This window comes from Bacillus sp. FSL R9-9834 (assembly GCF_038006905.1).
In the GTDB taxonomy this organism is placed as follows: domain Bacteria; phylum Bacillota; class Bacilli; order Bacillales; family Bacillaceae_G; genus Bacillus_A; species Bacillus_A pacificus.
This window is the reverse complement of sequence record NZ_JBBOWD010000001.1, coordinates 5,175,259-5,200,550: the sequence shown is the minus strand read 5'-3', so window position 1 is coordinate 5,200,550 and position 25,292 is coordinate 5,175,259. Positions and strand designations below refer to the sequence as shown.

27 protein-coding genes, 1 pseudogene and 1 riboswitch are annotated in these 25,292 nt (G+C 36.1%); of the genes and pseudogenes, 16 read left to right on the top strand and 12 right to left on the bottom strand.

Features of this window, described 5'->3' with window-relative positions; all coding sequences use genetic code 11:
* Positions 1–19: 19 nt before the first annotated feature.
* The gene (gene pdxK, locus MKY00_RS27230) at positions 20–844 is read right to left on the bottom strand and encodes a pyridoxine/pyridoxal/pyridoxamine kinase (protein ID WP_000174249.1); all 825 of its coding nucleotides are present in this window, start codon (positions 842–844) and stop codon (positions 20–22) included.
* Positions 845–979: 135 nt separating this feature from the next.
* Here pdxK and MKY00_RS27225 point away from each other — a divergent pair, with 135 nt between their 5' ends.
* From MKY00_RS27225 to MKY00_RS27215, 3 genes are all read left to right on the top strand, one after another.
* Positions 980–2,551: a GAF domain-containing sensor histidine kinase gene (locus MKY00_RS27225; protein ID WP_000485089.1), complete on the top strand. Its 1,572-nt coding sequence runs from the start codon at positions 980–982 to the stop codon at positions 2,549–2,551.
* A gap of 20 nt (positions 2,552–2,571) precedes the next feature.
* The gene (locus MKY00_RS27220; RefSeq protein ID WP_000695782.1) at positions 2,572–3,219 is read left to right on the top strand and encodes a response regulator; all 648 of its coding nucleotides are present in this window, start codon (positions 2,572–2,574) and stop codon (positions 3,217–3,219) included.
* 189 nt (positions 3,220–3,408) lie between these two features.
* Positions 3,409–4,035: an FMN-dependent NADH-azoreductase gene (locus tag MKY00_RS27215; protein ID WP_000246724.1), complete on the top strand. Its 627-nt coding sequence runs from the start codon at positions 3,409–3,411 to the stop codon at positions 4,033–4,035.
* A gap of 61 nt (positions 4,036–4,096) precedes the next feature.
* Here MKY00_RS27215 and MKY00_RS27210 read toward each other — a convergent pair whose 3' ends face one another.
* Entirely contained in the window at positions 4,097–4,768 is a 672-nt protein-coding gene (locus MKY00_RS27210; RefSeq protein ID WP_000868835.1) for a transcriptional regulator YeiL, read from the bottom strand.
* 106 nt (positions 4,769–4,874) lie between these two features.
* Between MKY00_RS27210 and MKY00_RS27205 the strand changes: the two genes are divergently transcribed.
* From MKY00_RS27205 to MKY00_RS27190, 4 genes are all read left to right on the top strand, one after another.
* Complete coding sequence (locus MKY00_RS27205) at positions 4,875–5,570, top strand: YjjG family noncanonical pyrimidine nucleotidase (protein ID WP_000760168.1); 696 nt, start codon at positions 4,875–4,877, stop codon at positions 5,568–5,570.
* Between the two features lie 271 nt (positions 5,571–5,841).
* A riboswitch (SAM riboswitch) is annotated at positions 5,842–5,947 on the top strand.
* Between the two features lie 92 nt (positions 5,948–6,039).
* Positions 6,040–7,338, top strand: coding sequence for a bifunctional O-acetylhomoserine aminocarboxypropyltransferase/cysteine synthase (locus MKY00_RS27200; RefSeq protein ID WP_016719039.1), 1,299 nt, complete (start codon positions 6,040–6,042; stop codon positions 7,336–7,338).
* Positions 7,322–8,227 carry a homoserine O-acetyltransferase MetA gene (gene metA / locus MKY00_RS27195; protein WP_016719038.1) on the top strand — a complete coding sequence of 302 codons (906 nt, stop codon included), beginning with the start codon at positions 7,322–7,324 and terminating at the stop codon, positions 8,225–8,227. The genes MKY00_RS27200 and metA overlap by 17 nt, the downstream gene beginning before the upstream one ends.
* 141 nt (positions 8,228–8,368) lie before the next feature.
* On the top strand, positions 8,369–9,664 hold the full coding sequence (locus MKY00_RS27190; protein ID WP_016719037.1) for a homoserine dehydrogenase: 1,296 nt from the start codon (positions 8,369–8,371) through the stop codon (positions 9,662–9,664).
* A 23-nt stretch (positions 9,665–9,687) separates the two neighbouring features.
* Here MKY00_RS27190 and MKY00_RS27185 read toward each other — a convergent pair whose 3' ends face one another.
* Positions 9,688–10,314: a YczE/YyaS/YitT family protein gene (locus MKY00_RS27185; RefSeq protein WP_000946665.1), complete on the bottom strand. Its 627-nt coding sequence runs from the start codon at positions 10,312–10,314 to the stop codon at positions 9,688–9,690.
* A gap of 98 nt (positions 10,315–10,412) precedes the next feature.
* On the opposite strand from MKY00_RS27185, the gene MKY00_RS27180 reads away from it, so the two are divergent.
* Genes MKY00_RS27180 through MKY00_RS27160 form a run of 5 tightly spaced genes read left to right on the top strand, consistent with a single transcriptional unit; the run spans position 10,413 to position 14,878 of the window.
* The gene (locus MKY00_RS27180; protein WP_000181973.1) at positions 10,413–11,390 is read left to right on the top strand and encodes a LacI family DNA-binding transcriptional regulator; all 978 of its coding nucleotides are present in this window, start codon (positions 10,413–10,415) and stop codon (positions 11,388–11,390) included.
* Positions 11,391–11,400: 10 nt separating this feature from the next.
* Positions 11,401–12,282 (top strand): SGNH/GDSL hydrolase family protein, encoded by an 882-nt coding sequence (locus MKY00_RS27175; protein ID WP_141114906.1) that lies wholly within the window; start codon positions 11,401–11,403, stop codon positions 12,280–12,282.
* Complete coding sequence (locus MKY00_RS27170; protein WP_016719035.1) at positions 12,279–13,196, top strand: ABC transporter ATP-binding protein; 918 nt, start codon at positions 12,279–12,281, stop codon at positions 13,194–13,196. Before MKY00_RS27175 ends, MKY00_RS27170 begins: the two co-directional genes overlap by 4 nt.
* Entirely contained in the window at positions 13,189–14,181 is a 993-nt protein-coding gene (locus tag MKY00_RS27165) for an ABC transporter permease subunit (protein ID WP_001206473.1), read from the top strand. The genes MKY00_RS27170 and MKY00_RS27165 overlap by 8 nt, the downstream gene beginning before the upstream one ends.
* Before the next feature lie 19 nt (positions 14,182–14,200).
* Positions 14,201–14,878 (top strand): uracil-DNA glycosylase, encoded by a 678-nt coding sequence (locus tag MKY00_RS27160; RefSeq protein WP_000432538.1) that lies wholly within the window; start codon positions 14,201–14,203, stop codon positions 14,876–14,878.
* A 38-nt stretch (positions 14,879–14,916) separates the two neighbouring features.
* Here MKY00_RS27160 and MKY00_RS27155 read toward each other — a convergent pair whose 3' ends face one another.
* The 3 genes from MKY00_RS27155 to MKY00_RS27145 form a co-directional block, all read right to left on the bottom strand.
* Entirely contained in the window at positions 14,917–15,210 is a 294-nt protein-coding gene (locus tag MKY00_RS27155; protein WP_000953390.1) for a DUF3817 domain-containing protein, read from the bottom strand.
* 211 nt (positions 15,211–15,421) lie between these two features.
* Positions 15,422–16,243 carry a Cof-type HAD-IIB family hydrolase gene (locus tag MKY00_RS27150; RefSeq protein ID WP_016719034.1) on the bottom strand — a complete coding sequence of 274 codons (822 nt, stop codon included), beginning with the start codon at positions 16,241–16,243 and terminating at the stop codon, positions 15,422–15,424.
* Positions 16,244–16,468: 225 nt separating this feature from the next.
* Positions 16,469–17,752: a purine/pyrimidine permease gene (locus tag MKY00_RS27145; RefSeq protein WP_000847022.1), complete on the bottom strand. Its 1,284-nt coding sequence runs from the start codon at positions 17,750–17,752 to the stop codon at positions 16,469–16,471.
* Between the two features lie 139 nt (positions 17,753–17,891).
* Between MKY00_RS27145 and MKY00_RS27140 the strand changes: the two are divergent.
* The 3 genes and pseudogenes from MKY00_RS27140 to MKY00_RS27130 all read left to right on the top strand — a co-directional run.
* A pseudogene (locus MKY00_RS27140) lies at positions 17,892–18,191 on the top strand (cation:proton antiporter regulatory subunit); the annotation flags it as partial.
* A 6-nt stretch (positions 18,192–18,197) separates the two neighbouring features.
* Complete coding sequence (locus tag MKY00_RS27135) at positions 18,198–18,482, top strand: YwdI family protein (RefSeq protein WP_016719032.1); 285 nt, start codon at positions 18,198–18,200, stop codon at positions 18,480–18,482.
* 64 nt (positions 18,483–18,546) lie between these two features.
* A complete protein-coding gene (locus tag MKY00_RS27130) occupies positions 18,547–18,915 on the top strand; it encodes a DUF423 domain-containing protein (RefSeq protein ID WP_000688322.1) in 369 nt (122 codons plus the stop codon).
* A 30-nt stretch (positions 18,916–18,945) separates the two neighbouring features.
* On the opposite strand, the gene gerQ is transcribed toward MKY00_RS27130, so the two are convergent.
* From gerQ to hemQ, 4 genes are all read right to left on the bottom strand, one after another.
* Positions 18,946–19,374, bottom strand: coding sequence for a spore coat protein GerQ (gene gerQ / locus MKY00_RS27125; RefSeq protein ID WP_000068646.1), 429 nt, complete (start codon positions 19,372–19,374; stop codon positions 18,946–18,948).
* A 28-nt stretch (positions 19,375–19,402) separates the two neighbouring features.
* On the bottom strand, positions 19,403–19,825 hold the full coding sequence (locus MKY00_RS27120) for a cell wall hydrolase (RefSeq protein ID WP_016719031.1): 423 nt from the start codon (positions 19,823–19,825) through the stop codon (positions 19,403–19,405).
* 173 nt (positions 19,826–19,998) lie between these two features.
* Complete coding sequence (locus MKY00_RS27115; RefSeq protein ID WP_175574673.1) at positions 19,999–21,276, bottom strand: serine hydrolase; 1,278 nt, start codon at positions 21,274–21,276, stop codon at positions 19,999–20,001.
* Positions 21,277–21,472: 196 nt separating this feature from the next.
* Entirely contained in the window at positions 21,473–22,216 is a 744-nt protein-coding gene (hemQ, locus tag MKY00_RS27110; protein ID WP_001287585.1) for a hydrogen peroxide-dependent heme synthase, read from the bottom strand.
* Positions 22,217–22,471: 255 nt separating this feature from the next.
* Here hemQ and pta point away from each other — a divergent pair, with 255 nt between their 5' ends.
* On the top strand, positions 22,472–23,443 hold the full coding sequence (gene pta, locus MKY00_RS27105; protein WP_000067214.1) for a phosphate acetyltransferase: 972 nt from the start codon (positions 22,472–22,474) through the stop codon (positions 23,441–23,443).
* Positions 23,444–23,491: 48 nt separating this feature from the next.
* Here pta and MKY00_RS27100 read toward each other — a convergent pair whose 3' ends face one another.
* Both MKY00_RS27100 and MKY00_RS27095 read right to left on the bottom strand, forming a co-directional pair.
* Positions 23,492–24,337, bottom strand: coding sequence for a lipoate--protein ligase family protein (locus MKY00_RS27100; RefSeq protein ID WP_000071956.1), 846 nt, complete (start codon positions 24,335–24,337; stop codon positions 23,492–23,494).
* 128 nt (positions 24,338–24,465) lie between these two features.
* A complete protein-coding gene (locus MKY00_RS27095) occupies positions 24,466–25,158 on the bottom strand; it encodes an RsfA family transcriptional regulator (RefSeq protein ID WP_000868373.1) in 693 nt (230 codons plus the stop codon).
* Positions 25,159–25,292: the final 134 nt, after the last annotated feature.

The window sequence follows — 25,292 nt, the reverse complement described above, 5'->3', positions numbered from 1 at the left end:
GGGTGTTTTTATTTATAAGTTAGACAAGCTCTTTTGATACAACGAATTTACGATATGCACCGTGATGTGTTGGGCCTACGTATTCGTTGATCTTGAATGAATAACGGATAGCAGCTGTGATAAATTCTTTAGCAGTTTTTACTGCTTCTTTTACAGGTTTTCCTTTTGCAAGTTCTGCTGTAATTGCAGCAGAATATGTGCAACCTGCGCCGTGTGTATTTGTCGTATCAATTTTTTCTGATTCTAGAATGTCGAATGTCTCTCCATCATATAGAACGTCGATTGCAGTTTCGGTACCAAGCTTGCTACCGCCTTTAATTAGGACATACTTCGCACCTAAAGCATGGATTTTTTTCGCTGCTTCTTTCATGTCTTCAAGAGAATTAATCTTTACGCCACTTAATTGGTAAGCTTCAAATAAGTTTGGTGTGACAACTAATGCCTTTGGAACAAGAACGTCACGTAAGCAATCATTCGTTTCAGGATGTAATGCTTCATCAGCCCCTTTACATACCATAACAGGGTCAACTACTACATTTTTGAAATTATGTTTTTCGATTGTTTCTGCAACCATTTCAATAATTTCTACTGATCCAAGCATACCTGTTTTTAAAGCATCTACGCCAACTCCCTCAATTGTCGTTTCTAATTGTGGTTTTAATGTAGAAGCTGGGATTGGGAATACGTTATGTGCCCAACCGTTATGTGGATCCATCGTTACGATTGTCGTAAGAGATGTCATTCCGTACACACCAAGTTCTTGGAATGTTTTTAAATCTGCTTGTATACCAGCACCGCCACTTGTGTCAGAACCAGCGATAGTAAGTGCTTTATTTAATGTCATTATGAAAAGCCCCCTCAGGTGATATAATGAAAACTATGTTTTCACCATTATATCAATGTTACGAATAAGTACAAAGTGAAAAGTAGATGATTTATGTTAGGAACTATGTAAAATCTTGTATGTAGGAGACGAATTATGTTTCAAGAGAATCGTACAAATGAATTAGTTATATTAAAAGAGATTGCAGAAACATTAAATACATCAAATGATACATATCATGTATTGCAAGCAGTACTAGAAAAATTGCTGAGTGTAACAGGTTTAACGACAGGATGGATATTTCTTGCGGATGAAGATGGTAGGTATACAAAATTAATTGATTATCAATTACCAGAGGCACTTACATATGAAAACAAACGTCCGATGTGTGAAGGGGAATGTTGGTGTTTACGTGGCTTTGTTGATGGAAAATTAGAACGAGCTGTTAATATTATTGAATGTAAAAGAATTAATAATGCAATTGAATATAATTGGGGAGATACAGAAGGAATTCTTCATCATGCTACGGTTCCTTTAAAGGCTGGAGGAGAAAAATTTGGTTTGTTAAATGTGGCAAGCCCAGGTAAAACACATTTTTCAGAAGAAGAATTAGTATTGCTTCAATCAGTTGCCTTCCAAATTGGAACGGCTTTAAAACGAGCAAAGTTATATGAAAATGAAAAGCGAAGAGCACATTATTATGTGAAATTAGAACGGTTCATTCAAGTTTTAAGAACGATTCATCAATTTAATATATTGCCTGAAAAAGTTGTAGATCAATTAGGTGAAGTGTTTCAGTGGAATCAAGTCGCATTCTTTATTAGGGAAGAGAAAGAATTATCCTTGCGGGCATCTTATTGCCAGGAAGAATTGCAAGAGGATATAAAAAAAGCAGCGAAAGAAGCATTAGAAAAAGGTGAACCTATTTTATTAAATCATCAAGTCAGTCATAAGGTAGCCTCTAATAGGACGGTTATTGCTACACCAATACAGATTCAAACGCACATATTTGGTGTTTTATGTGTTAGTTCAAATAATGGTGAATTTGATGTGAATACGATAGATGTACTTCAAGCAATTACAAATCATATTTCCTTCGTGATAGAAAATTTAAGGTTAAATGAGCAACGGCGTGAACTTGTACGAATGGAAGAAAGAAATCGGTTAGCAAGGGATTTACATGATTCCGTCTCACAAAAGCTATTTTCGTTAACCTTTATGACAAAAGGCGCTGAGGCAGTTTTAAAAGGTCAAAATGAAAAAGTGGATCGATCTTTGCATGATATGCGTGAACTAGCGCAAGGAGCTTTAAAAGAAATGAGGACGTTAATTTGGCAACTACGTCCAGCGGGTTTAGAGAAAGGGTTATTACCAGCTTTAAAGCAATATGGTGAAAGTTTGGGATTGAAAATTCGGGAACAAGTTACAGGTGTCCGTGATTTACCACGTGTAGTAGAGGAAGCGCTATGGAGAATTGGACAAGAAGCTTTAAATAATGTAAGTAAGCATGCGAATGTTAGAGAAGCGACGATTTATTTCAAAGTGACGGAGAAGAATGTATCATTAGAAATAGTAGATCAAGGAAACGGCTTTGTAGAAAAGGATATAAAAGAGAAGAAATCACTTGGCATGACTACGATGCGCGAAAGAGTAGAATTAATCGGTGGAACAATTAAAGTTGTAAGTGATAAAAAAAGAACAAGTGTAAAAGTAAACGTACCATTATGATGTGAAAATGAGGGAAGTTTGTGAAAATAAAAGTATTGTTAGTGGATGATCATACAGTCGTTTTAAAAGGATTAGCATTTTTCTTAAGTACACAGGAAGATATAGAGTTAGTTGGAGAAGCAAGCAATGGGAAAGAGGCACTAATAAAAGTAGGGGAGACGAATCCTGATGTTGTGCTAATGGATTTATATATGCCCGAAATGGATGGTGTTGAGGCGACAGCGTGTATTAAAAAAGAATATCCAGATGTGAAAGTAATTGTATTAACTAGCTTTTCTGATCAGGCGCATGTGTTACCAGCATTAAGGGCTGGAGCAAGCGGGTATATTTTAAAAGATGTAGAACCGGATCAGCTTGTTGAGGCTATTCGAAGTGCATATAAAGGTAATATTCAATTACATCCTGATATAGCAAATGCTCTTCTCTCTCAAACATTACCTGTAGAAGAAAAAGAAGAAGAGCCTTCTATTCAAGTGGATGTGCTAACAGCGAGAGAAAATGAAGTATTGCAGCTATTAGCGAAAGGGATGAGTAATAAAGAAATCGCTTCTGTTTTAGTTATTACAGAAAAAACGGTAAAAGCTCATGTAAGTAGTATTTTGAGTAAGTTGAATTTATCTGATCGTACGCAAGCGGCATTATATGCAGTGAAAAATGGAGTTGTATAAGACGAAAGTCGTAAGACCTAGTTCGCCTTTAGAAGGTGGACTTTTTTTATGGAAAAATACGTCTATGTGAGGACGAAATTGTCTTGATATAAAGATAAAATATGTTTGTAAGCAACAAAACAACAATTACAAGGGATACCTTTTTAAAAGCATATAACAACATAAGAGTGAGTAGTAGGAGGAAAAACAATGGCAACAGTTTTATTTGTAAAAGCAAACAACCGCCCAGCGGAACAAGCAGTTAGTGTGAAATTATACGAGGCATTTTTAGCGAACTATAAAGAAGCACATCCAAATGATACAGTAGTAGAACTTGATTTATATAAAGAAGAATTACCATATGTAGGCGTAGATATGATTAATGGTACATTCAAAGCAGGTAAAGGATTTGATTTAACTGAAGAGGAAGCAAAAGCAGTAGCAGTTGCTGATAAGTATTTAAATCAATTCCTAGAAGCTGATAAAGTCGTTTTCGGTTTCCCATTATGGAACTTAACGATTCCAGCAGTATTACACACATATATTGACTATTTAAACCGAGCTGGTAAAACATTTAAATATACGCCAGAAGGCCCAGTTGGTTTAATTGGTGATAAGAAGATTGCATTATTAAACGCGCGCGGCGGTGTATATTCTGAAGGTCCAGCAGCTGAAGTAGAAATGGCTGTTAAATATGTAGCAAGCATGATGGGCTTCTTCGGTGCAACAAACATGGAAACAGTAGTTATTGAAGGACATAATCAATTCCCAGATAAAGCAGAAGAAATCATTGCAGCTGGTCTTGAAGAAGCAGCTAAAGTAGCAAGTAAATTTTAATTGAAAATAAAATCGTCACTCAAAAAAGTAGCATTAACAGATAAACGTTAATGCTACTTTTTTATATTTTAAGTTCGTCAGCTAGTTTTTCTAACTGAATTCGATCTTGTATGTAATAGGTTCTTCCATCTTTCCGTAAGTAATTTTGTTGGCAAAATTGGTTTAATACATATAAAAGGTGACGGTAGCTAACATTTAAGTATTCCGAAACTTCGGTATGTTTTTCTATATAACTGTTATTTTGTTCTGTTAATAGAATAAACGCCGCTAATCGATTTTCGAACGGATAACTATTATTTTTAGCATAACTTTCTGTTCGGGTAATGGTTTTCTCACCGATAAATTTGCATAGTTTCTGTAGAAAGGTAGCATCTTGTAACAAAAGATGCTGACAATCCTTAAGAGGAAGCGCTAAGCATATACAATCTTCAATTACTTCCACCGTTTTCGTAATAGATTCTACGCCAATTAATCCTAATTCCCCAATGAACGAAGGTGCCTGAATAAAGTTAATCAAAGAGACCTTTCCGTTTTTGTGACTCATATATATTTTTGCTTTCCCAGCAATTAAGTAATAAAGATAAGGAACATCGACCCCTTCATTACATATCTTTTCTCTTTTCTGAAAGGAATGTAGTTCAGCATACGGTAAGATATCAAAAGAAAAAAGAGTATGGAAATTGTAAGTTTGTATGTAATGAGAGATTTCTTCGCTATTTCTGCTGACTTTCATGTTTTCACCTCATGTTTAGTATGAGATATCTCCTATTATTTTTACAAGAAAGAATGATACGATTTACGTAAATTTGTTTTTGTAGAAAAGAGAGTGTGAAGGGCTTATGAAAAAATATAAAACATTATTATTCGATGTAGATGATACATTGTTAGATTTTCAAAAGGCAGAAAAATCGGCATTACGTATGCTTTTTGAAGAGAAAGGGATGTTTCTAACTAGCGAAATTGAAGCGCAATATAAAAAAATTAATAAAAGTCTTTGGACTGCTTTTGAAGAAGGTGAAATAAGTCGTGATGAAGTTGTAAATACACGATTTTCAATTTTGTTTAAAGAATACGGGGAAGAAGTAGATGGGATATTATTCGAAAATAATTATCGCAGTTACTTAGAAGAAGGAAATCAGCTCATGGAAGGTGCTTTACAATTTATAAATCAAATTCAAAGTGAGTACGATTTATATATAGTGACAAACGGTATTTCTAAGACGCAAGATAAACGATTACGTAATGCAGGGTTACATGCCTTGTTTCAAGATATTTTCGTTTCTGAAGATACAGGTTATCAAAAGCCGATGAAAGAGTATTTTGATTATGTTTTTGAAAGGATCCCTAACTTTGTTCCTGAAGAAGGGCTCATTATTGGGGATTCGTTAAGCGCTGATATGAAAGGTGGATATGTAGCGGGAATTGATACTTGTTGGTTTAATCCAGAAAAGAAATGTAATAATAGCGAGATTGTGCCAACATATGAAGTGCAAAATTTTGAAGAGTTATACGCGTTATTGAAGCAACATGTGTAATGAGAATAGGCAGTGGAACTTTCGTCTCTACTGCCTATTTTTTATTGGTAGTTTCATTATGTTTTGGAAGTAGAAATGCATTTCCGATAGCACCTGCTCGAATCGTTTGTAATAGTAAATTAAGTGAAGGTTTTAAAAGGTCTTTTTCAAATGAATATAGAATATATTTCTTTTGTTATGTACATTAAATTCCTTGTAGTTAATTTAGAACATTCAGAAAAACTGATTGACATTAGGAAATTATTGCTATAAAATCAACGGTAATTGCATAGTCTTATCAAGAAAAGGTGGAGGGACAGGCCCGATGAAACCTTGGCAACAGCCGTATAACGGAATTGTGCCAAATCCTGCAGGTAATAAACCCTGAGAGATAAGAAAGAGCCTTTAGAGCGTGTTTTCAAACTGCTCCTTTCTTGTTTTCAGGAAAGGGGCAGTTTTTTATTTTGTATAAAAGAAAGGAGAATAAGAGATGGGAGAATCATGGGGGAAAGGAACAATTTGCGTGCAAGGTGGCTATACGCCAAAGAATGGTGAACCGCGTGTTTTACCGCTTTATCAAAGTACAACGTATAAATACGATACTTCGGATGATTTAGCAGCCTTATTTAATTTAGAGGCAGAAGGATATATATATACGCGTATTGGAAATCCTACTTTAGCTGCATTTGAGCAAAAGCTAGCAGATTTAGAGGGTGGCGTAGGAGCTGTTGCAACGGCTTCTGGGCAGGCTGCTATTATGCTTGCTGTTTTAAACATTTGTAGTAGCGGAGACCACTTGCTTTGTTCTTCCACAGTTTATGGCGGGACGTTTAATTTATTTGGAGTGAGTTTGCGTAAGCTTGGTATCGATGTTACATTCTTTAATCCGAATTTAACTGCTGATGAAATTGTGGCCCTTGCTAATGATAAGACGAAACTCGTTTATGCAGAATCGCTAGGAAATCCGGCGATGAACGTTTTAAATTTCAAAGAACTTTCAGATGCAGCGAAAGAGTTGGAAGTACCTTTTATCGTGGATAATACATTAGCAACTCCTTATTTATGCCAAGCATTTGAACATGGAGCAAATATTATCGTTCATTCTACGACGAAATATATTGATGGTCATGCAAGTTCGTTAGGTGGCATTGTTATTGACGGAGGGAACTTCGATTGGACAAACGGGAAATATCCTGAACTAGTTGAACCGGATCCAAGTTATCACGGCGTAAGTTACGTTCAAAATTTTGGTGCAGCAGCTTATATTGTGAAGGCACGTGTTCAATTATTAAGAGACTACGGAAACTGTATGAGCCCATTTAATGCGTATGTTAGCAATATCGGCTTAGAAACATTGCATTTACGAATGGAGCGTCATAGTGAAAATGCTCTTGCAGTTGCTAAGTGGCTTGCTGATCATGAACGTATTGAATGGGTGAATTATCCGGGATTAAATAGTAATGAAAATTACTCGTTAGCACAAAAGTATTTGAAAAAAGGTGCTAGTGGTGTTTTAACATTCGGCATTAAGGGAGGATTAGAAGCAGCAAAAGAATTTATCGCAAATGTAAAACTAGCAACTCTCGTAACGCACGTGGCTGATGCGCGAACTTGCGTTATACATCCCGCAAGTACAACACATAGACAATTAAGTGCTGAAGATCAGCGCTTAGCTGGCGTCACATCAGATTTAATTCGTCTATCAGTTGGTATAGAAGATGTTTCGGATATTATTGCAGATTTAGAAGCAGCGCTAGTCGGAGGCAAACAACATGCCGATCATAATTGATAAAGATTTGCCAGCTCGCAAAGTGTTGCAGGAGGAAAATATTTTTGTAATGACAAAAGAGCGAGCAGAAACACAAGATATCCGTGCATTGAAAATTTCCATATTAAACTTAATGCCTACAAAGCAAGAAACAGAAGCGCAATTACTTCGTTTAATTGGCAATACACCGTTGCAATTAGATGTTCATTTACTTCATATGGAATCGCATTTGTCTCGTAATGTCGCACAGGAACATTTAACGAGTTTCTATAAAACATTCCGTGATATTGAGAATGAGAAATTTGATGGACTCATTATTACAGGAGCACCAGTTGAAACCCTTTCTTTTGAAGAGGTAGATTATTGGGAAGAGCTTAAACGTATTATGGAGTATTCAAAAACGAATGTAACATCTACGCTTCATATTTGCTGGGGGGCACAGGCTGGTTTGTATCATCATTATGGTGTTCAAAAGTATCCTCTTAAGGAAAAAATGTTTGGTGTGTTTGAACATGAGGTTCGTGAGCAACATGTGAAATTGTTACAAGGGTTTGATGAGTTGTTTTTTGCCCCGCATTCTCGTCATACGGAAGTAAGAGAGAGTGACATTAGAGCGGTGAAGGAGTTAACGTTATTAGCCAACTCTGAGGAAGCGGGCGTTCATCTTGTTATTGGGCAAGAAGGAAGACAAGTGTTTGCGCTCGGTCATAGTGAATATAGTTGTGATACGTTAAAGCAAGAATACGAACGAGATCGTGACAAAGGGTTAAATATTGATGTGCCGAAAAACTATTTTAAGCATGATAATCCAAATGAGAAGCCGCTTGTAAGGTGGAGAAGCCATGGAAATCTATTATTCTCTAATTGGCTAAATTATTACGTGTATCAAGAAACCCCTTATGTATTATAAAAAAAGATTGTGTAACACGTGGCAACGTTTTCTCTGCAATGGTTAACTTATATTTTTCCGAATGTTCTAAAAACATTGTTTTTCAGATTTTTTACTCATATAATTTCATCTAAACACAATTTTTGAGGGGTGGACAGTATTATGAAAGAAATTCAAGTTGGCTTATTAGGTCTTGGGACAGTTGGTAGCGGTGTAGTTCGTATCATTACAGATCACCAAGAGCGACTGATACACCAAGTAGGTTGTCCTGTAAAAGTAACGAAAGTGCTAGTACAAAATATTGAAAAAGAGAGAGAAGTAGAGGTACCTTCTACTCTATTAACGCAAAATGCAAATGAAATTTTAGATAATCCAAATATTGATGTTGTCATCGAAGTGATGGGTGGCATTGATGACGCAAAATCGTATATTTTACAAGCTTTACAAAGCGGGAAGCATGTTGTGACTGCCAATAAAGATTTAATGGCGTTACATGGAGCGGAACTGTTAGCGGTAGCAAAAGATAATAAAGCAGATTTGTTTTATGAAGCAAGTGTAGCCGGAGGGATTCCGATTTTACGAAGTATCGTAGAGGGACTTTCTTCAGATCTTATTACGAAAGTAATGGGAATTGTAAATGGAACGACAAATTTTATTTTGACGAAAATGTCAGATGAAGGGAGAGCATATAACGACGTGTTAAAAGAAGCTCAGCAACTTGGATTTGCAGAAGCAGATCCAACATCAGATGTAGAAGGTTTAGATGCAGCAAGAAAAATGACGATTTTGGCTACCCTTGGTTTCTCTACAAATGTAGAGCTTGGAGATGTGAAGGTAAAAGGCATTACTTCTATTACAGAAGAAGATATTGAATACAGTAAGAGTTTAGGATACACGATTAAATTAATCGGTCTTGCGAAGCGAGATGGTGAGAAATTAGAGGTTACAGTTGAACCGACATTACTCCCAAATACACATCCTCTTGCGGCCGTGCAAAACGAATATAACGCTGTATATGTGTATGGTGAAGCAGTTGGAGAAACGATGTTTTATGGACCAGGTGCAGGAAGTTTACCGACAGCAACAGCTGTTGTTTCTGATTTAGTAGCTGTAATGCAAAATATTAGATTAGGGGTAACAGGAAATAGTGCTGTAGTCCCGCAATATCAAAAAGTATTAAAAGAGCCAGACGAAATTGTTGTAAAGAAATTTTTAAGACTTCATGTAAAAGATGAAATTGGTGTATTTGCAAAAATTACTTCGTTATTCTCTGAGCGTGGTGTTAGCTTTGAAAAGATTATTCAAATGCCGCTTGAAGAGAAAGGAAAGGCTGAAATTGTCATTGTAACGCATCGTGCTTCTCTTGCTGATTATGATTATATTCTACATACGTTGCAAGGGTATGAAGAAATAGATTGTTTGAAAGCAAACTACCGAATTGAAGGAGATGCTAAGTAGTATCTCTACTAATAAAAAACCTATTAAGCAGCTTGCTTAATAGGTTTTTTTCTATTTAAAATTTGTGTACCAACTTGAATAAATGCTTGTATAATCCAGCCTGTTGTAAAGGATAAAATGATTGTTCCAAAATAGATAGGTCCATCTAATAAGAAGCTTAATGTTAAAAATAAGAATGCTAACGAAATTTCTGTCCTTCTAAATGTCCATTTCTTTTTCTCAGCAACTGTTAAAACGAAAGCTTCTTGAGGTGCTGCGCAAAGATTTGTAGAGACGTAAAGACCAATACCGGCTCCAACGAATAGATTTCCGCAAATAAGTGTTATATATTTTGGAAGAGAACGGATAGCGTCCATAATAGTCGTAATGGAACCAATCCAATCAACAAAAAGAGAAATAAGAACCATTGTTACAATTGTACCGATCGTAATTTGTTTTTTATTCCAAAAGAGTACGATAAGGGTAAAAGCAAAGTTAATCATGAAAATCCAAAAACCGATACTTATCCCAAAATTTTGATATAGTGCAATAAAGAAGGAATCATAAGGGCTCAGTCCAAAGGAAGTAATTGTCGTCATCATATTAATGCCGATGGCGAGAATGAGTAGACCGCCAATGAAAAATATATGTTCTAATTTGACTCGAAGCATAGTTGTATATCCTTTCAAAAAGTATTTGCTAGGAAAGGATATATTGTGGAAAGCTTACCAGGTCAAGGGAGAATTTTTGCAGGGAAGGGGAAAATGAGATGACGAATATAAGAAAGATTGCTGAACTTGCTGGGGTATCTGTTTCAACTGTTTCACGTGTACTAAATAATCATCCATATGTGAATGAACAGAAGCGAAAAGAAATTTTAGCAATTATAGAAGAATTAAACTATACGCAAAATGTGAATGCAATTCATTTAGTGAAAGGGAAAACGAATGTCATTGGCGTTTTATTACCGCATGTAAATGACCAATATTATAGTGCTATTATTGAGGGAATATCAAAGGAAACAGCAAAGAATAATTATAATATGATGCTTTGTCAGACGAATTATAGCGAGGAAAGAGAATTAGAAATTTTGAATATGTTAAAAATGAAAAAGCTTGATGGGGTTATTATATGTTCGCGGGCAAATAGTAAGGAAAAGCTCGAAGAATATACGAAATTTGGTCCTATTGTTATGTGTGAAGAAATAGACTCGAACTACATTTCGAGTGTGCATATTGATTATTATAAAGTGTTTTCGCGCGGGATGAAGAGCTTAATAGATGCGGGCCATACAAGTATTGGGTATTGCATTGGAAGAAGTAACAGTATTAATAGTCAAAGAAGAAAACAAGCATATGAAGATTCGCTTCAACAGATTGCTGTAACACCGATAGAGGCTTGGAAGTTTAAAGGCTGTTTTACGGTGGAAGATGGGCGTAATGTAATTAGGGAATTGGCCTCTATGTCAGTAAAACCAACAGCGTTTCTTGTATCTTGCAACCATATTGCAGCGGGAATGGTAACAGAAGCGAAAAAACAAGGAATTCGTATTCCAGAGGATATTACGATTATCGGTTGTGATGATCAAGATGTAGCAGACATTTTAGGTATTACGACGATTTCATATTGTAGTAAAAATGTTGGCGTGAAGGCATTTGAATTATTATATGAAAAGATTAATGATAAGCAAATCGATATAAAGCACGTAGAGTTATTGCCACAATTAGTACATAGGGAAACAACATAATAGATAAGGTTTGAAAATCGCTTTTCAAAATTGCGTTTGGTATAATTATGGACAATCTATGAGGGCTAAAAGGGGTTTTGATATGAGATCAAAAGTAGTTAAAGTAATTCTACTCATTACAATTGCATCTTTCTGTTTATTTGCATATGGCTTTGTTTCAGGTGTAAATGATGTATTAAATCCGAAAGCTTCAAATTTAATTAAAAAGACCGATGTAGTAGCAAAAGAGAAAAAGAAAACAGGAACGTTACAAATCGTTAGTTTAGGTGATTCATTAACACGCGGTGTTGGTGATAAAGAAGGGATTGGCTATATTGGACGGATGAAAGAAGATTTACAAAAAGATTATAAGCAAAAGGTTGCCTTAACGAACTTAGCTGTTAGTGGTGCGAAAATGCCTGATTTATTAAAACAAATTGAGAGTAGTGGCGCTCAATATTCAATTAAACAAGCAGACGTAATCGTTTTAACGATTGGAGGAAATGATTTATTTCCAGGCTGGGAATCGCTTGGAAAGATAGATTTAGAAACGTATCGTCCTGATACGGAAACATTCCAAAATGAAGCGAAGAAAATTATAGAAGAAATTCGTAAGTTAAATACAGATAGCCCAATTTTTTGGCTAGGTTTATATAATCCTTTTGAAGATGTAGAAGATTTAAAGGGGTCTTCAAACATTGTTGTAGACTGGAATGCATCTTTAGAAAAATTGGCGGTAAATAATAAAAATGTGTATATTACACCGACATTTGATTTGTTCCAAAACCGTGGGAAAGATTTATTATACTCCGATCATTTTCATCCGAATGAAATAGGGTATACATATATGGCGGACCGATTAGTTCAAAATGTAGCAAGTAAATTAAAACTAGAACAAGGAGGGGTAAAATGACGACGATACTTTCCGTACGAGACGTGAAGAAGGTAATTGGAAAGAAGACTCTTGTAGAGAATATTTCTTTTGATGTAACGCAAGGAGAAGTGTTCGGCTTCCTAGGACCAAATGGTGCTGGAAAGACGACTACCATTCGAATGTTAGTCGGATTAATTAAGGCGACAGAAGGTACAATTTCTATCGGTGGTTATTCGATTAAGGAAAATTTCAGAGAAGCGATGCGTCAAATTGGGAGTATCGTTGAAAACCCAGAGTTGTATACATATTTAACGGGATGGGAAAATTTAAAGCAATTTGCCCGTATGTTAGGTGATATATCAGATGAACGTATTATGGAAATTGCTCAAATGGTTCATTTGGATGAAAGAATTCACGATAAGGTAAAAACATACTCACTCGGTATGAAACAGCGCCTTGGCATTGCACAAGCGCTTCTTGGAAATCCTAAATTGCTCATATTAGATGAGCCGACAAACGGTTTAGATCCAGCTGGAATTAGAGAGCTTAGGGAATTTATACATAAGCTTGTAAAAGAAGAAAATATGAGCGTATTTATTTCCAGTCATTTGCTAAGTGAAGTGCAAATGATATGTGATCGCGTTGCTATTATTCATAAAGGAAAGATGATAACAGTTGCCAAGGTTGAAGAGTTAATTAAAACAGCAAGTGACCGTGTAGAATGGATTGTTACGCCGATTGGGAAAGCAAAAGATATGCTAGAAGATGCTGAGGAAGTAAGAGAAGTGAGTATAGAAGGTGATCGATTACTATGCCGTATGAATATCGCATCTATAAGTAATTGGAATAAACATTTTGTAGAAAACGAGATAGATGTACATAGCGTTAAAGAACTTGTATTTACGCTAGAAGATTTATTTATTGAACTCACAAGGGGGGAGCAGCATGCGTGAATTTGCGAATCTAGTTTTAAATGAATCAGAAAAGATTTACCGCAAGAAACGTATTTTTGTTGTCATGCTTATTTTAGCAATCTTAATCCCACTTTTTGTGTACGCGCAGTATCGTGAAATAGAAACGACACAGAAAAGGCTCGGTACAACTGATTGGAAGGTTTCATTACAACAGCAAATTGTTGATTCTCAGAACCGGTTGAACAATTCTAGGTTGCCAGAAGAATGGCGTGATTGGTTAAAGGTAAGAGTTGAGCAGCAACAATATTATTTAGATCATGATATTAACCCGATGGCACCGGGCGCACCGACTTTTGTCAGAGCGTTTATTGAACAAGGGATTACGTTATTTATTCCGCTTCTCGTAATGATTGTCGCCATTGATATCGTTTCAGGAGAACGAAGTGATGGGACGATGAAGATGTTACTTACGCGGCCGATTCGGCGCTGGAAAATACTCCTTAGTAAATACGTAACGATGTTATTTTTCATTTCGCTCATACTGTTTCTTGTAGGTTTGTTTGCTTACATACTATCAGGGCTTGTATTTGGATACTCGGGATGGAATTTACCTGTTTTAACAGGATTCGTCATTGATAAGGAAACGTTAAATACGAATTTTGTACATCTTATTCCGCAGTGGCAATATATCTTGATGGCATATGGATTAGCTTGGTTTGTTGCTATCGTTGTCGGAACTATATCATTTATGGTCTCTGTTTTAATTCGTAATACACCAGCTGGTATGGGCGTTATGCTAGCTGCATTAATTGCAGGCGGTATTTTAAGCTCGTTCGCAACATCTTGGGAAGGCGCGAAATATATTTTTAGTGTGAATTTATCATTAACGGATTATTTATCAGGAAAACTACCTGCATTACAAGGTTTATCGATGGAGTTTTCTTTAATGAATTTAACGGTTTGGGCAGTTGTTTCCCTTATTATTTCGTTTGTAGTATTTACAAAACAGGATATGGTGAATTAATTGGACAGGAAGTGAAAGCATGGAAAATGTTTTAAAAAATGATTGGGGGCCACTATTGGCACCAGAATTTGAGAAAGAATATTATCGTAAGCTAGCTGGTTTTTTGAAAGAAGAGTACAGTACACATGTTGTTTACCCAAAGAAAGAAGATATTTTTAACGCTCTAGAGTATACAAGTTATGAAAATACAAAGGTCGTTATTTTAGGACAAGATCCATATCATGGACCAAATCAAGCGCATGGTTTAAGCTTTTCTGTGCAACCCGGTATTAAAACGCCACCGTCGTTGTTAAATATGTATAAAGAACTTCGAGATGAATATGGGTATGATATTCCAAATAACGGTTATTTAGTAAAGTGGGCAGAGCAAGGCGTTTTATTATTAAATACTGTATTAACAGTTCGACAAGGTGAAGCAAATTCTCATAAGGGAAAAGGATGGGAGCATTTCACAGATCGCGTAATTGAGCTATTAAATGAACGTGAAAAGCCAGTTATTTTCATATTGTGGGGACGCCATGCACAGGCGAAGAAAAAATTAATTACAAATACGAAGCACCACATTATCGAATCTGTACATCCAAGCCCACTATCAGCAAGACGTGGTTTCTTCGGAAGTAAGCCATACTCTAAAGTAAATACGATTTTAGCTAATATGGGCGAGAGGGAAATTGATTGGGAAATTCCAAATTTGTAAATAAAAAAGGTAGTTAACAGTCGTTAACTACCTTTTCATTATTGTTGCTCGTTCTTTAATTTTGCATCTAGTACAAACGTGCCAAATGGGATAACCGATGAAACGAATGCCCCAAGTGCCCATAAAATTGATTTACGATGTACGATTGTTACTTGAATTACTGCGAAGATAAATAAAATAAATAAAACACCGTGAGCCATGCCTGTAATTTTAACAGCTGTTGCAAATCCTGCGAAATATTTTAATGGCATTGCTACAAATAATAGTAGTAGGAAAGAAATCCCTTCAATAAGTCCAATTGCTCTTAATCGTCCGATTGGTGTAGATAACATGTAAAGTGGCCTCCCTTAACGTATGCTTGTTTATAGTAAATTTGTATTCTTTTTCAAAATAAAATAGTCTATTTTGTTTCATTATATACAAAAAGAAAGTTTACACTACGAGAATAGTGCAAAGTTCAAAATATAGTCACAAAAGCATGGTAATTTAAATAAAAACCTATTTGAAGTGTTTGACTTCAAATAGGTTTTATGAATGAAAATATTAAACAAGTGCTTCTCTTTTTAGTACGAACTTCTCTACAACCTTTGCTACACCATCGTTCATATTTGTATCTGTTACATAGTTTGCAATTTCTTTAATATCATCAGGTGCATTGCCCATTGCAACACCAAGACCAGCGAATTCGATCATTGCTTGGTCATTATAGCTATCGCCCATTGCGATAACTTCTTCACGCTTAATGCCAAGTTTTTGAATCAGTTGGTTTAAGCTCGTTCCTTTTGTAACACCAGCTTCAGTAAATTCTAAGAAGAATGGTTTAGAACGCATAACGCTTAATTGTCCTTCTAGTTGTTTTTGTAGTTTTGATTCTACTTCAACAAGGCGTTCAGCTTCTTTATTCATTAATACTTTTACTACTGGCTCTTTAACAGCAGCCTTAAAGTCATCTACAACAACAATTGGCATACCAGTAATATCTCCCTCAATTTCAGTATAAGGATTATTTTCTTCTGTTACGATATCATCGCCAATATAAGTATGAATCCATACATCTTCAGTTTTACTAATTTCAAATAGGTTGTGAACGATTTCAGGAGATAGCGTACTACTAAAGATTTCTTCGTTTGTTTTACAGTTAATAATTTTTGCGCCATTAAAAGATAGAATGAAACTGCCGTATTCTTCTAAACGAAGTTCTTTCGCTACATTGCGCATACCAAACGTTGGACGTCCGGAAGCAAGTACAACTTTTACACCTTGTTCTTGTGCGGTCATTAGAGCTTCTTTCGTACGAGGTGAAATAGTATGGTCGTCACGTAATAAAGTATCATCTAAATCTAAAACAATCATTTTATAAGTCATATTGAAAAGTCCTTTCTTTATTTAAATCAAATATATGTTCATGGAGATGTAAGGAATAATAGTAAGACATCGAACCTCTTTAAAAAGAAGTAGATTCATTTTTATGAGTGTTTTTCTCATCATATTAATTAATAATCATTGGGGATGGACAAAACCCCAATGATTAAATGTTTATTTTATCGTAACAACTCTAAAGGTAGAGTGCAATAATGGAAGTTTTCCAATTTACGATACTTGTTTTGCTGTCGAACGAGAAAATAGTATTTCTAGTAAGATTGCCATTACAGCTCCAAGAACGAGACCATTACTTAGGAATGAAGCTAGAAATGGTGGAAGCGTGGAATATGCTCCTGCTGGAACGAACATAACCCCAATTCCTGTGAAGATTGACAGACCCGCTACTTTAAATAATCGTTCTTTATCCTGTACCGTTTCGTATTCCCGAAAGGCGAGACCGATCATGCTTGCAAATACAGGATAAATGGCAGCATAACCAACTGCAACTGGGATTGCTGCAAAGAATGAAGTGATCTTTGGGAATATACTAACGACAATAATAAAGCTTGACCCTAATATAAATGGGAGGCGTTTATAAATATTAGTCGTTGCAATAAAACCTGCTGATCCAGAAATAGCGACAGGTCCGATAGCCGAAAACAGGCCACCTAGTAATTGATTGATTCCCGTTATAATACCGGCCTGTTTAAAACGATCTGATGCAGCATTTTCTTCATATTTAGAGACAACCTTTTGTACAACACGAATACTTGCTAACATATTTGTTAGAAGTAAGAGTGTAACGAAAATGACCGTAATTACCATGTTCCATTCAACACGAGGCATTCCGAAAACAAATAAGGATGGAAAACGGATTATGTCTGTCACTGGTGTTATTGGATTAGATAATCCGAAGCATGCGAATAATATCCAGCCGCAAACGATACTGAAAAGAACAGAATATTGTCCGATAATAGGTAGCTTCATGATGAAAAAGGATAGTAAAATAACAATGAGTGAAAGAATAAATACGTTAGGTTGTACTTCTGTATGCTTTCCATCAAGACCGAACATTCCTTTTAAGAAGGAACCACTAAGTTGTGCAACAAGAAGAAATAAGTACGTTCCAATGACTGTCGGTGTAAAATAGCGAACGAGTTTATCAATAAGTCCAAAAACGCTAAGAATAATACAAATGATACCGCTTAATAAGAAAGCATATTGAAGAACTTTAAGTGTCTCATTGTTTGATCCAAATAATACGACACCTAAACTTGCGTAAAGGGAGAAAATTCCCCACCAAAGGCCAGCAGGACCTTCTTGAATAGGAAGTTTATGTCCAAATATAGCTTGCAGTAGACCGGCAAAGCCAAGAACAAATAATGTTCTTTGTACGAATGCAATAGCTTCAGCGCCATCAAGACCATAACTAGTTGCGACGCTAATTGGTACAATAAGACTCCCAGCTAAAATAAATAGTGCCCATTGTAAGGCGGAAAGAAATGTTTTCATTATATCAACCTCTTTCATAGATTCCGTATCTAGTATATATGTATTTCATTTCCACTGGCAAAGATTGTAGATAGAGAAAAGAGTTGAAACATGATATGAATGCACGTAAGCAATTATGGATAGCAGTTATATGTATGACCAAGGTATTGCGAATCCGTTAACAGTTCATTATATTGATACAGTACTGTATGGTGTGGAGCAGTCATTTGTAATTGAAGAAATTGCAGTCGGCGAGGGCTCTATTTTAGCTAATAAATCATTACTAGAGAGTGATGTGAGAAATCAATTTGATGTAACAATTTTAGCGATTTTGAGAAAGGGGAATGTTATACATAATCCAACGGGGCAGGAAAAACTGCAAGAACATGATATGATAATAGTATTTAGTTCAGTAGAGAAGCTGGGACAATTTGAGAAAGAACTACAAAGTAAGAGGTGACGAGGAATGCAAATATCGAGTGATAAAATTTTAAATAAAATGGCGAATGAAATTGCAAAGGCAAAAAGTAGTGAAGGACAAAAATCAAAAGAACATGTATTAGTTGTGCGTGCTTTATGTGATTTATTATTAGATGAGCCAGTTGAATCTTCTACGTATAGAGAGCCACAAATTCAATCACAAATAATTGGATCACAACCAATCACGATGCAACCAATTGCACCGGTTTCTGATGAGCCAGTATATATAAAAGAAAGTGATGCAAACGGTAATTCTTTATTTGATTTTTAGAGGATAAATCGTTTGGCTTATATGAAAAAATTGCTTATGATAAAAGTAAAAAAGGGGAATTAAGATGAAAATTTTCTTTTTACTAGGTTGTATTGCAGCGGGGCTATCTGTTGCGTTAGGGGCTTTCGGAGCACACGGTTTAGAAAATAAAGTTTCTGCAAAAATGTTAGAAGTCTGGAAAACAGGTGTTACATATCAAATGTTTCATGCAGGCGGACTATTTGTAGTTGCTTTATTGATGGATAAAATTCAATCATCACTTTTAACTACTGCTGGCTGGCTTATGGTAGCCGGAATTATTATGTTTTCAGGTAGTTTGTATGCATTAAGTACGACGGGTATTAAGTTCTTTGGTCCAATTACACCTCTTGGTGGTGTAGCGTTTATTGTGGCATGGATCTTAGTCGGAACTGCAGTTGTAAAAGGATTATAAAAAACAAAAGCTGGCATATGCCAGCTTTTTTTATGGTCTTGGAGCATAAGTTGCTTGTTGACCAGGCAAATACGTAATTCTTTCTGGGAATTCTACATAATCTAAGTAAATCATTAGTAGTAAATAACGTTTCCCTGACTCTGGCTCACTAATTACAATATGATCACGACCAGCTGCTTCGATAATACCTGTATAGGATTGTGTACCGAGTGAACTGCCACGCTCATAAGTCATTACAACTGTGGCTTGCTTGCCCTTGTTCAAGCGAAGAATATTTTCAATATATGACTGTTCTAGAGGTAACATACCTTGAGAAACAGCATATTGAGCTTGCGCAGCTTGTTGTTGCATTGCTTGCTGTTGTTGCTGTTGCTGTGGAGTCATTTGTTGCGGTTGTACGTAAGTTCCAGATGGTTGATAGAAACCTGTTCCGTAATACGGGTTTTGTTGCTGTGCCATTCAAAAATCCCTCCTCATTTTTCATTCCTTAATATATGCTAGGGCAATCCCCAGCATTTGGCTGGAAGAAGCAGTGCTTTTTGAAGCGACCAGAGTTTTGCTGGTTATACCAAGTTGGTGGACATGCACCTTCAGGTCTAAAAAACCATAAGGCAAAGTTGGCAGGCCAAAAGCGCTGCCCTTGAATGGTCCGTCTTGCCAGAGCAATATCTTGTTCACGCGCACGCTGATAAAAATATCCTTTTTGCGTTGCTTCGAAACCGCCAGGGTTTTGATAAACCATTTGACGTAAATTACGAATATTTTTAAAGTCTAAACAATTCCCGCGGACACGATTTACTCCAACATTTCCAACCATTAACATTCCTTGTGGCCCTTCTCCTTCAGCTTCAGCACGCATCAATCTAGCTAGTAACTTAACATCTTCTTCGTTATGCGCGATAACGCCCATTATGTGTCACCTCTCTTTTTGGAATACCTTTTGGAAAGAGGTTTATCTCTAGATGAAGTGTGTAACAATTACTAGTTCATACGTATGAGGAAAAAGAGTCAGATATGACAACCAAACGAAGTTTTACATTGGGAGTAGAAAATAAAAAAAGCTAGCGTGAGCCAGCTTTTTTATTAAAAAACTTTAGACCATAAGTTTGAGAAGAAATCACCGATAGAGCGCATTGTTAACACAAACCAATTTGCTTTTTCAACTTCTTCTGTCGTTTTTGCAGTAACTTTCATACTTTTACTACCGTCTAAGAAACCATATTTATCAGTTGATTCTAACGTAATGGAGCCTACTTTGGCACCCTTCTTAATAGGAGCAACTAAATGACCATCTTCAGCAAGTGATTTATCTGCTTCAGTTCCAATTTTATAAGGGGCTTTGCTACCTTTTTTTGCAATTACGGTTATTTCTTTTTCCGGTGCAACAGTTACTTGATCTTCTTTCCCTTGTACTACAGAGAGTGTATTGTTTTTATCGACCTTTAGTTTTTGTTTTTCGAAGTTATTAAACCCGTATTCGATTAACTCACGAGATTCTGTGAAGCGCTCGTCCATTGATTTTGTTTTAATAATAACTGAAATGAGACGTACATCACCACGTTTAGCAGTAATAGTAAATCCGTATCCAGCTGTATCAGAACTTCCAGTTTTTAAACCATCAGTACCTTCATAAGCGAAAGCAGCTCCTGGTAACATCCAGTTCCAGTTTTCCATACGAATTGGTTTCGGATGATTATCTGGGAAGTTTCTAAATCTTTGTTTTGTATCCTCTAGCATTTCTGGATACTTTGTAATCATTGCTTTTGAAAGTATACCCATATCGCGAGCTGACATAGAGTTTTCTGCATTTGGATCAGTACCCTCAGGATGTTTTCCTTTTAAGTCAGCGTTATTTAAACCAGTAGCGTTTACAAATTTATATTTCTTTAACCCTAGTTTTTTTGCATGTTCATTTGCAAGATTTAAGAAGTTTTTCTCACTTCCTGCAAGAAGTTCTGCTAAGGCAATACTAGATCCGTTTGCAGAGAAGATAACGATAGAATGATATAGTTCTCTTACAGTATATTGACGTCCTTTTTCGAACGGCACGTTAGAGAATTCATTATTACGTGAAACTTCATAAGCGTAATCGGAAATGTTTACCTTTGTATCCCAAGTGATTTTTCCTTCTTTAATTGCTTCTAACACGGCATAAACAACAATTAATTTTGACATACTAGCGATAGCTAGTAATTCATCTGGATTTTGTTCATGCAGTATTTTTCCTGTATCTGCATCAAATAGAAGTGCAGCAGCTGCCTCAATGTGTATTTTTTCTTCTGCATGGGATGTTGTTACTCCTAAGGAAGAAATTGACAATAGAAACACTAGTAAAATAGACAAGATTTTCTTCATATACATTATCACCTTCGCATCGTTATTAGCATATAGCTCGTACCATTTTAGCATAAATTTGGATATAGAAAGGTTACAATTTTGTAAGGTATTTAAAAGGAATTTGTCGATTTTTGTTCAAATTTGCGGAAAAAAGAACTTTTTTGAGGAGAAATATAGAGAGGAATAAAAAAAGGAACGAATTTCGTTCCTTTTTCACGATTTATATGTGTAAAAATTTCTCTACTTTTTCGTCTGGTAAAATGTTTCCAACGAAAAATGTTCCGAATTCACCATAACGAGCACTTACTTCATCGAAGCGCATTTCATATATAAGCTTTTTAAATTGAAGAACATCGTCAGCGAATAATGTTACGCCCCACTCAAAATCGTCGAATCCAACAGATCCTGAAATAACTTGGCGTACTTTACCTGCGTACTGGCGACCAATTTTACTATGACTGTACATCATTTTCTTACGTTCCTCCATCGGAAGCATGTACCAGTTGTCATCACCTTGGCGACGCTTGTCCATTGGATAGAAGCAAATATGATTTGCTTTCGGTAACTCAGGATATAAGCGAGCTAAGATTTGTGGGTTTTGGTATGGATCTTCATCAGCTGGAAGGTAGTTGCTTAGTTCAACAACAGATACGTAAGAGTATGCAGGAACCATATATTCAGCTAAAGTTGTTTTATTCAATTCTGTCTCAATTTCATTTAACTCTTCCATTGTTGGACGTAAAATCATAAGCATAATATCAGCTTTTTGGCCAACAACTGTATACATTGCGTGACTGCCCTTTTTTGCAGCAGCTACGTCGTTCCATTTTTCAACGACATTTAAAAATTCAGACACAGCTTGTCCGCGTTCGTCGCTAGATAATGTTTTCCATGCAGCCCAATCAATAGAACGTAAATCATGTAAACAATACCAGCCATCTAACGTTGTTGTTGCTTCACTCATTCTATTCACCTCAGTTAATGATAGTTTTACACGTTAACTATAGCATATATAGTTTTAAAATCATCTATATAAAACCTTGGCGCATAAAATTGTCACATTTAAGTGTTTAAGCAAGGCGAATTTAACGGCTGAATTTTATGAAAATATAATCATTTTTATTTTATCTATTTTTTGGGAGCTATAAGTTTAAAATATAGAGGAAAAGAAGTATTCTTAAAGATAGAGTTTTTTTAACATATGTAGGAGGGTTTATTCGTGAGCAACTTATTTACAACAGTAAAAGAAAAAGTTCAAGGAAAAGGCATTTCTATCGTACTTCCTGAAGGAACTGATGAAAGAATTTTAGGCGCTGCAGAGCGTTTAGCAAAAGAAGAGTTAGTAAAACCAATCTTAGTTGGTAATAAAGAAGAAATTAGCGCAAAAGCTGCTAGCATGAATTTAACATTAGCAGGCGTTGATATTTACGATCCAGCTACATACGAAGAAATGGATGCAATGGTAGCATCTTTCGTTGAACGCCGTAAAGGTAAAGCAACTGAAGAAGACGCTCGCAAAATCCTTAAAGACGAAAACTACTTCGGTACAATGCTTGTATACATGGGCAAAGCACACGGTTTAGTAAGTGGTGCAGCTCACTCTACAGCTGATACAGTTCGTCCAGCACTTCAAATCATTAAAACAAAACCAGGCGTTACAAAAACTTCTGGCGTATTCATCATGGTACGTGAAGAAGAGAAATATGTATTCGCTGATTGCGCAATTAACATTGCACCAAATAGCCAAGATTTAGCTGAAATTGGTATCGAAAGTGCGAAAACTGCTGAACTATTCGGCATTGATCCACGCGTTGCTATGTTAAGCTTCTCTACAAAAGGTTCTGCGAAATCTCCAGAAACAGAAAAAGTTGTAGAAGCAACTCGCATTGCAAAAGAAATGGCTCCAGAATTAGCTCTAGATGGAGAATTCCAATTCGATGCTGCATTCGTACCATCTGTAGCTGAGAAAAAAGCTCCAGGTTCTACAATTAAAGGTGATGCTAACGTATTCGTATTCCCAAGCTTAGAAGCTGGTAATATCGGCTACAAAATCGCTCAACGTTTAGGTAACTTCGAAGCAGTAGGACCGATCTTACAAGGTTTAAACATGCCTGTAAACGACCTATCTCGTGGATGTAACGAAGAAGAAGTGTACAAGTTAGCTTTAATTACAGCAGCTCAAGCACTTTAATTCTATAACGAATTGAAATAAAGACCGTCGCTAAAATAGCGACGGTCTTTATTTTTCTAAACCAAGTGCTTTATTGTTACGATCAATAATACGTTGTAAATTCGTCTCATATAAAGGTATTTCATCTATTGTTAATTGAGATGGTGTTAACTTTGGAGCGAATTGTTGCAGTGTTTTTAAAAGGCGCATCATTAAATCTTGTACTGTAATGGTTTCGCCAAGTAATTCTGAAAGTGAAGCCATCGTACTCGGTACAATTTCAGGATAAGTAAAGCGTGTTTCTTCTCCTTGAATGGCTAGGTTGTAAAAATCACGAACGAGTGCGGCACGTTCAGAGCCACTTCCTGTAGCACAGAGATAAATTTGGACAGCGACACCACCGCGAATACGGCGCTGTGAAATGCCAGCAAATTTTTGATCGCGAATACTTAAATCGTAGCTACCAGGGCAGTAAGAACCAACGATTTCTTTTGCCTCAATTGTAACATCGTAATCCTTTAACATTTCCTGAATTAAATGCCACATTGTATCGTATCCAAGATCAATATCGATACCTTTTTCCGTCTCTTGGAATAAAAGCGATACGTTTAACACACCTTCATCAAGTACGACTGCAAGTCCGCCAGAATTACGAACGATAACATTGAAGTTGTTTTCTTTTAAAAAGGAAATACCTTCTTCCAAGTGCGGTAGGCGTGAATCTTGAATGCCAAGAACAATTGTATTGTGATGAACCCAAGAACGCATTGTTGCAGCTGATTGACCATTTCCGATACTTGTGCATAATGTGTCGTCCATTGCGAATGACTGCAATGCATGGAATGTTGGTCCCAAACTAGACTGGTCTACAATACGCCACTCTGGCTGAGATAAAATGGAACGGGAATTGCTCATATAACTAACCCCTTATCTTTAAAATGACAATCTCTATTATAGCAAAAAATGAAGAATGGAGTTTCCTCATATATAAAGGGAAAGTTTAAAGGTGAAATAATAAAAAGGATGCATTATATGCACCCTTTTTATTCTGCAATTTTTTCTAAATTACCGTTTCGGTCCATTCGGAAAGATGTTTGAGAACGTTCTTCTTCATCCATGACTGCCAACTTACGAGCACGGTTCATAATATTCATGAGTGTTTCGTAATCTTCTTGTACAGTATGAGATTGTTTTTCTAATTTTTCCAATTTCTTTTCTAGTTCTTCATTTCGAAGGATTTGTGATTTAATTTCTTGTTTCAATCTCGTATTCTCGTTTTCAAGAGCTGTCACTTTTATATTTGAAGATCCGACTGTTTGTAAAAAATAAATAACATCTTGCATTGTCATAGAGCCCTTTGTAGCAGGAACGGTAGTTTCTTGATATGGAGTAGCTTCTTTATATTGTACAATTGATTCCTCTTGTACGAACTCTTCATAATTAGTTATCGAATCTGAAGCTGGTGGTGTATAAAGTAAACGTTTTTTCGCTTGTTCACCACTTGCAGCACGCATTTTATCTTTACGATGTTTTTTTGCTAGTTGAAGAGCTTGTTCATAGCTATAGCGAACAACAGCATTCCAACGGAAACCACAGGCAGCCGATGTACGATTTAATCTGTCTCCTACTTCTTCAAATGCATTTAATTGGGTACTTCCTTCTCGAACGTGACGAAGTACAGTTTCAGCAAGTAATAAATCATCCTCATCTGTCCAAGCATCTTGTCTTACTTTCATAGATTCAACTCCCTTTCTTTTTATGAACTTCCTATTTTTATAATGGGCAAAAAAATGAGCTTTTATACAAAGCTTTTAAAAATATGGTAGATTTCGATGAGAGGTATAAAGTGAAACTTTAATCAGTGGGGAGG

Bases quoted from the DNA above. Each gene is read 5' to 3' on its own strand.
- pdxK (WP_000174249.1), bottom strand. From the start codon at position 844: ATGACATTAAATAAAGCACTTACTATCGCTGGTTCTGACACAAGTGGC.
- MKY00_RS27225 (WP_000485089.1), top strand. From the start codon at position 980: ATGTTTCAAGAGAATCGTACAAATGAATTAGTTATATTAAAAGAGATT.
- MKY00_RS27215 (WP_000246724.1), top strand. From the start codon at position 3,409: ATGGCAACAGTTTTATTTGTAAAAGCAAACAACCGCCCAGCGGAACAA.
- MKY00_RS27210 (WP_000868835.1), bottom strand. From the start codon at position 4,768: ATGAAAGTCAGCAGAAATAGCGAAGAAATCTCTCATTACATACAAACT.
- MKY00_RS27205 (WP_000760168.1), top strand. From the start codon at position 4,875: ATGAAAAAATATAAAACATTATTATTCGATGTAGATGATACATTGTTA.
- MKY00_RS27200 (WP_016719039.1), top strand. From the start codon at position 6,040: ATGGGAGAATCATGGGGGAAAGGAACAATTTGCGTGCAAGGTGGCTAT.
- metA (WP_016719038.1), top strand. From the start codon at position 7,322: ATGCCGATCATAATTGATAAAGATTTGCCAGCTCGCAAAGTGTTGCAG.
- MKY00_RS27190 (WP_016719037.1), top strand. From the start codon at position 8,369: ATGAAAGAAATTCAAGTTGGCTTATTAGGTCTTGGGACAGTTGGTAGC.
- MKY00_RS27185 (WP_000946665.1), bottom strand. From the start codon at position 10,314: ATGCTTCGAGTCAAATTAGAACATATATTTTTCATTGGCGGTCTACTC.
- MKY00_RS27180 (WP_000181973.1), top strand. From the start codon at position 10,413: ATGACGAATATAAGAAAGATTGCTGAACTTGCTGGGGTATCTGTTTCA.
- MKY00_RS27170 (WP_016719035.1), top strand. From the start codon at position 12,279: ATGACGACGATACTTTCCGTACGAGACGTGAAGAAGGTAATTGGAAAG.
- MKY00_RS27165 (WP_001206473.1), top strand. From the start codon at position 13,189: ATGCGTGAATTTGCGAATCTAGTTTTAAATGAATCAGAAAAGATTTAC.
- MKY00_RS27160 (WP_000432538.1), top strand. From the start codon at position 14,201: ATGGAAAATGTTTTAAAAAATGATTGGGGGCCACTATTGGCACCAGAA.
- MKY00_RS27155 (WP_000953390.1), bottom strand. From the start codon at position 15,210: ATGTTATCTACACCAATCGGACGATTAAGAGCAATTGGACTTATTGAA.
- MKY00_RS27150 (WP_016719034.1), bottom strand. From the start codon at position 16,243: ATGACTTATAAAATGATTGTTTTAGATTTAGATGATACTTTATTACGT.
- MKY00_RS27145 (WP_000847022.1), bottom strand. From the start codon at position 17,752: ATGAAAACATTTCTTTCCGCCTTACAATGGGCACTATTTATTTTAGCT.
- MKY00_RS27135 (WP_016719032.1), top strand. From the start codon at position 18,198: ATGCAAATATCGAGTGATAAAATTTTAAATAAAATGGCGAATGAAATT.
- MKY00_RS27130 (WP_000688322.1), top strand. From the start codon at position 18,547: ATGAAAATTTTCTTTTTACTAGGTTGTATTGCAGCGGGGCTATCTGTT.
- gerQ (WP_000068646.1), bottom strand. From the start codon at position 19,374: ATGGCACAGCAACAAAACCCGTATTACGGAACAGGTTTCTATCAACCA.
- MKY00_RS27120 (WP_016719031.1), bottom strand. From the start codon at position 19,825: ATGGGCGTTATCGCGCATAACGAAGAAGATGTTAAGTTACTAGCTAGA.
- MKY00_RS27115 (WP_175574673.1), bottom strand. From the start codon at position 21,276: ATGTATATGAAGAAAATCTTGTCTATTTTACTAGTGTTTCTATTGTCA.
- hemQ (WP_001287585.1), bottom strand. From the start codon at position 22,216: ATGAGTGAAGCAACAACAACGTTAGATGGCTGGTATTGTTTACATGAT.
- MKY00_RS27100 (WP_000071956.1), bottom strand. From the start codon at position 24,337: ATGAGCAATTCCCGTTCCATTTTATCTCAGCCAGAGTGGCGTATTGTA.
- MKY00_RS27095 (WP_000868373.1), bottom strand. From the start codon at position 25,158: ATGAAAGTAAGACAAGATGCTTGGACAGATGAGGATGATTTATTACTT.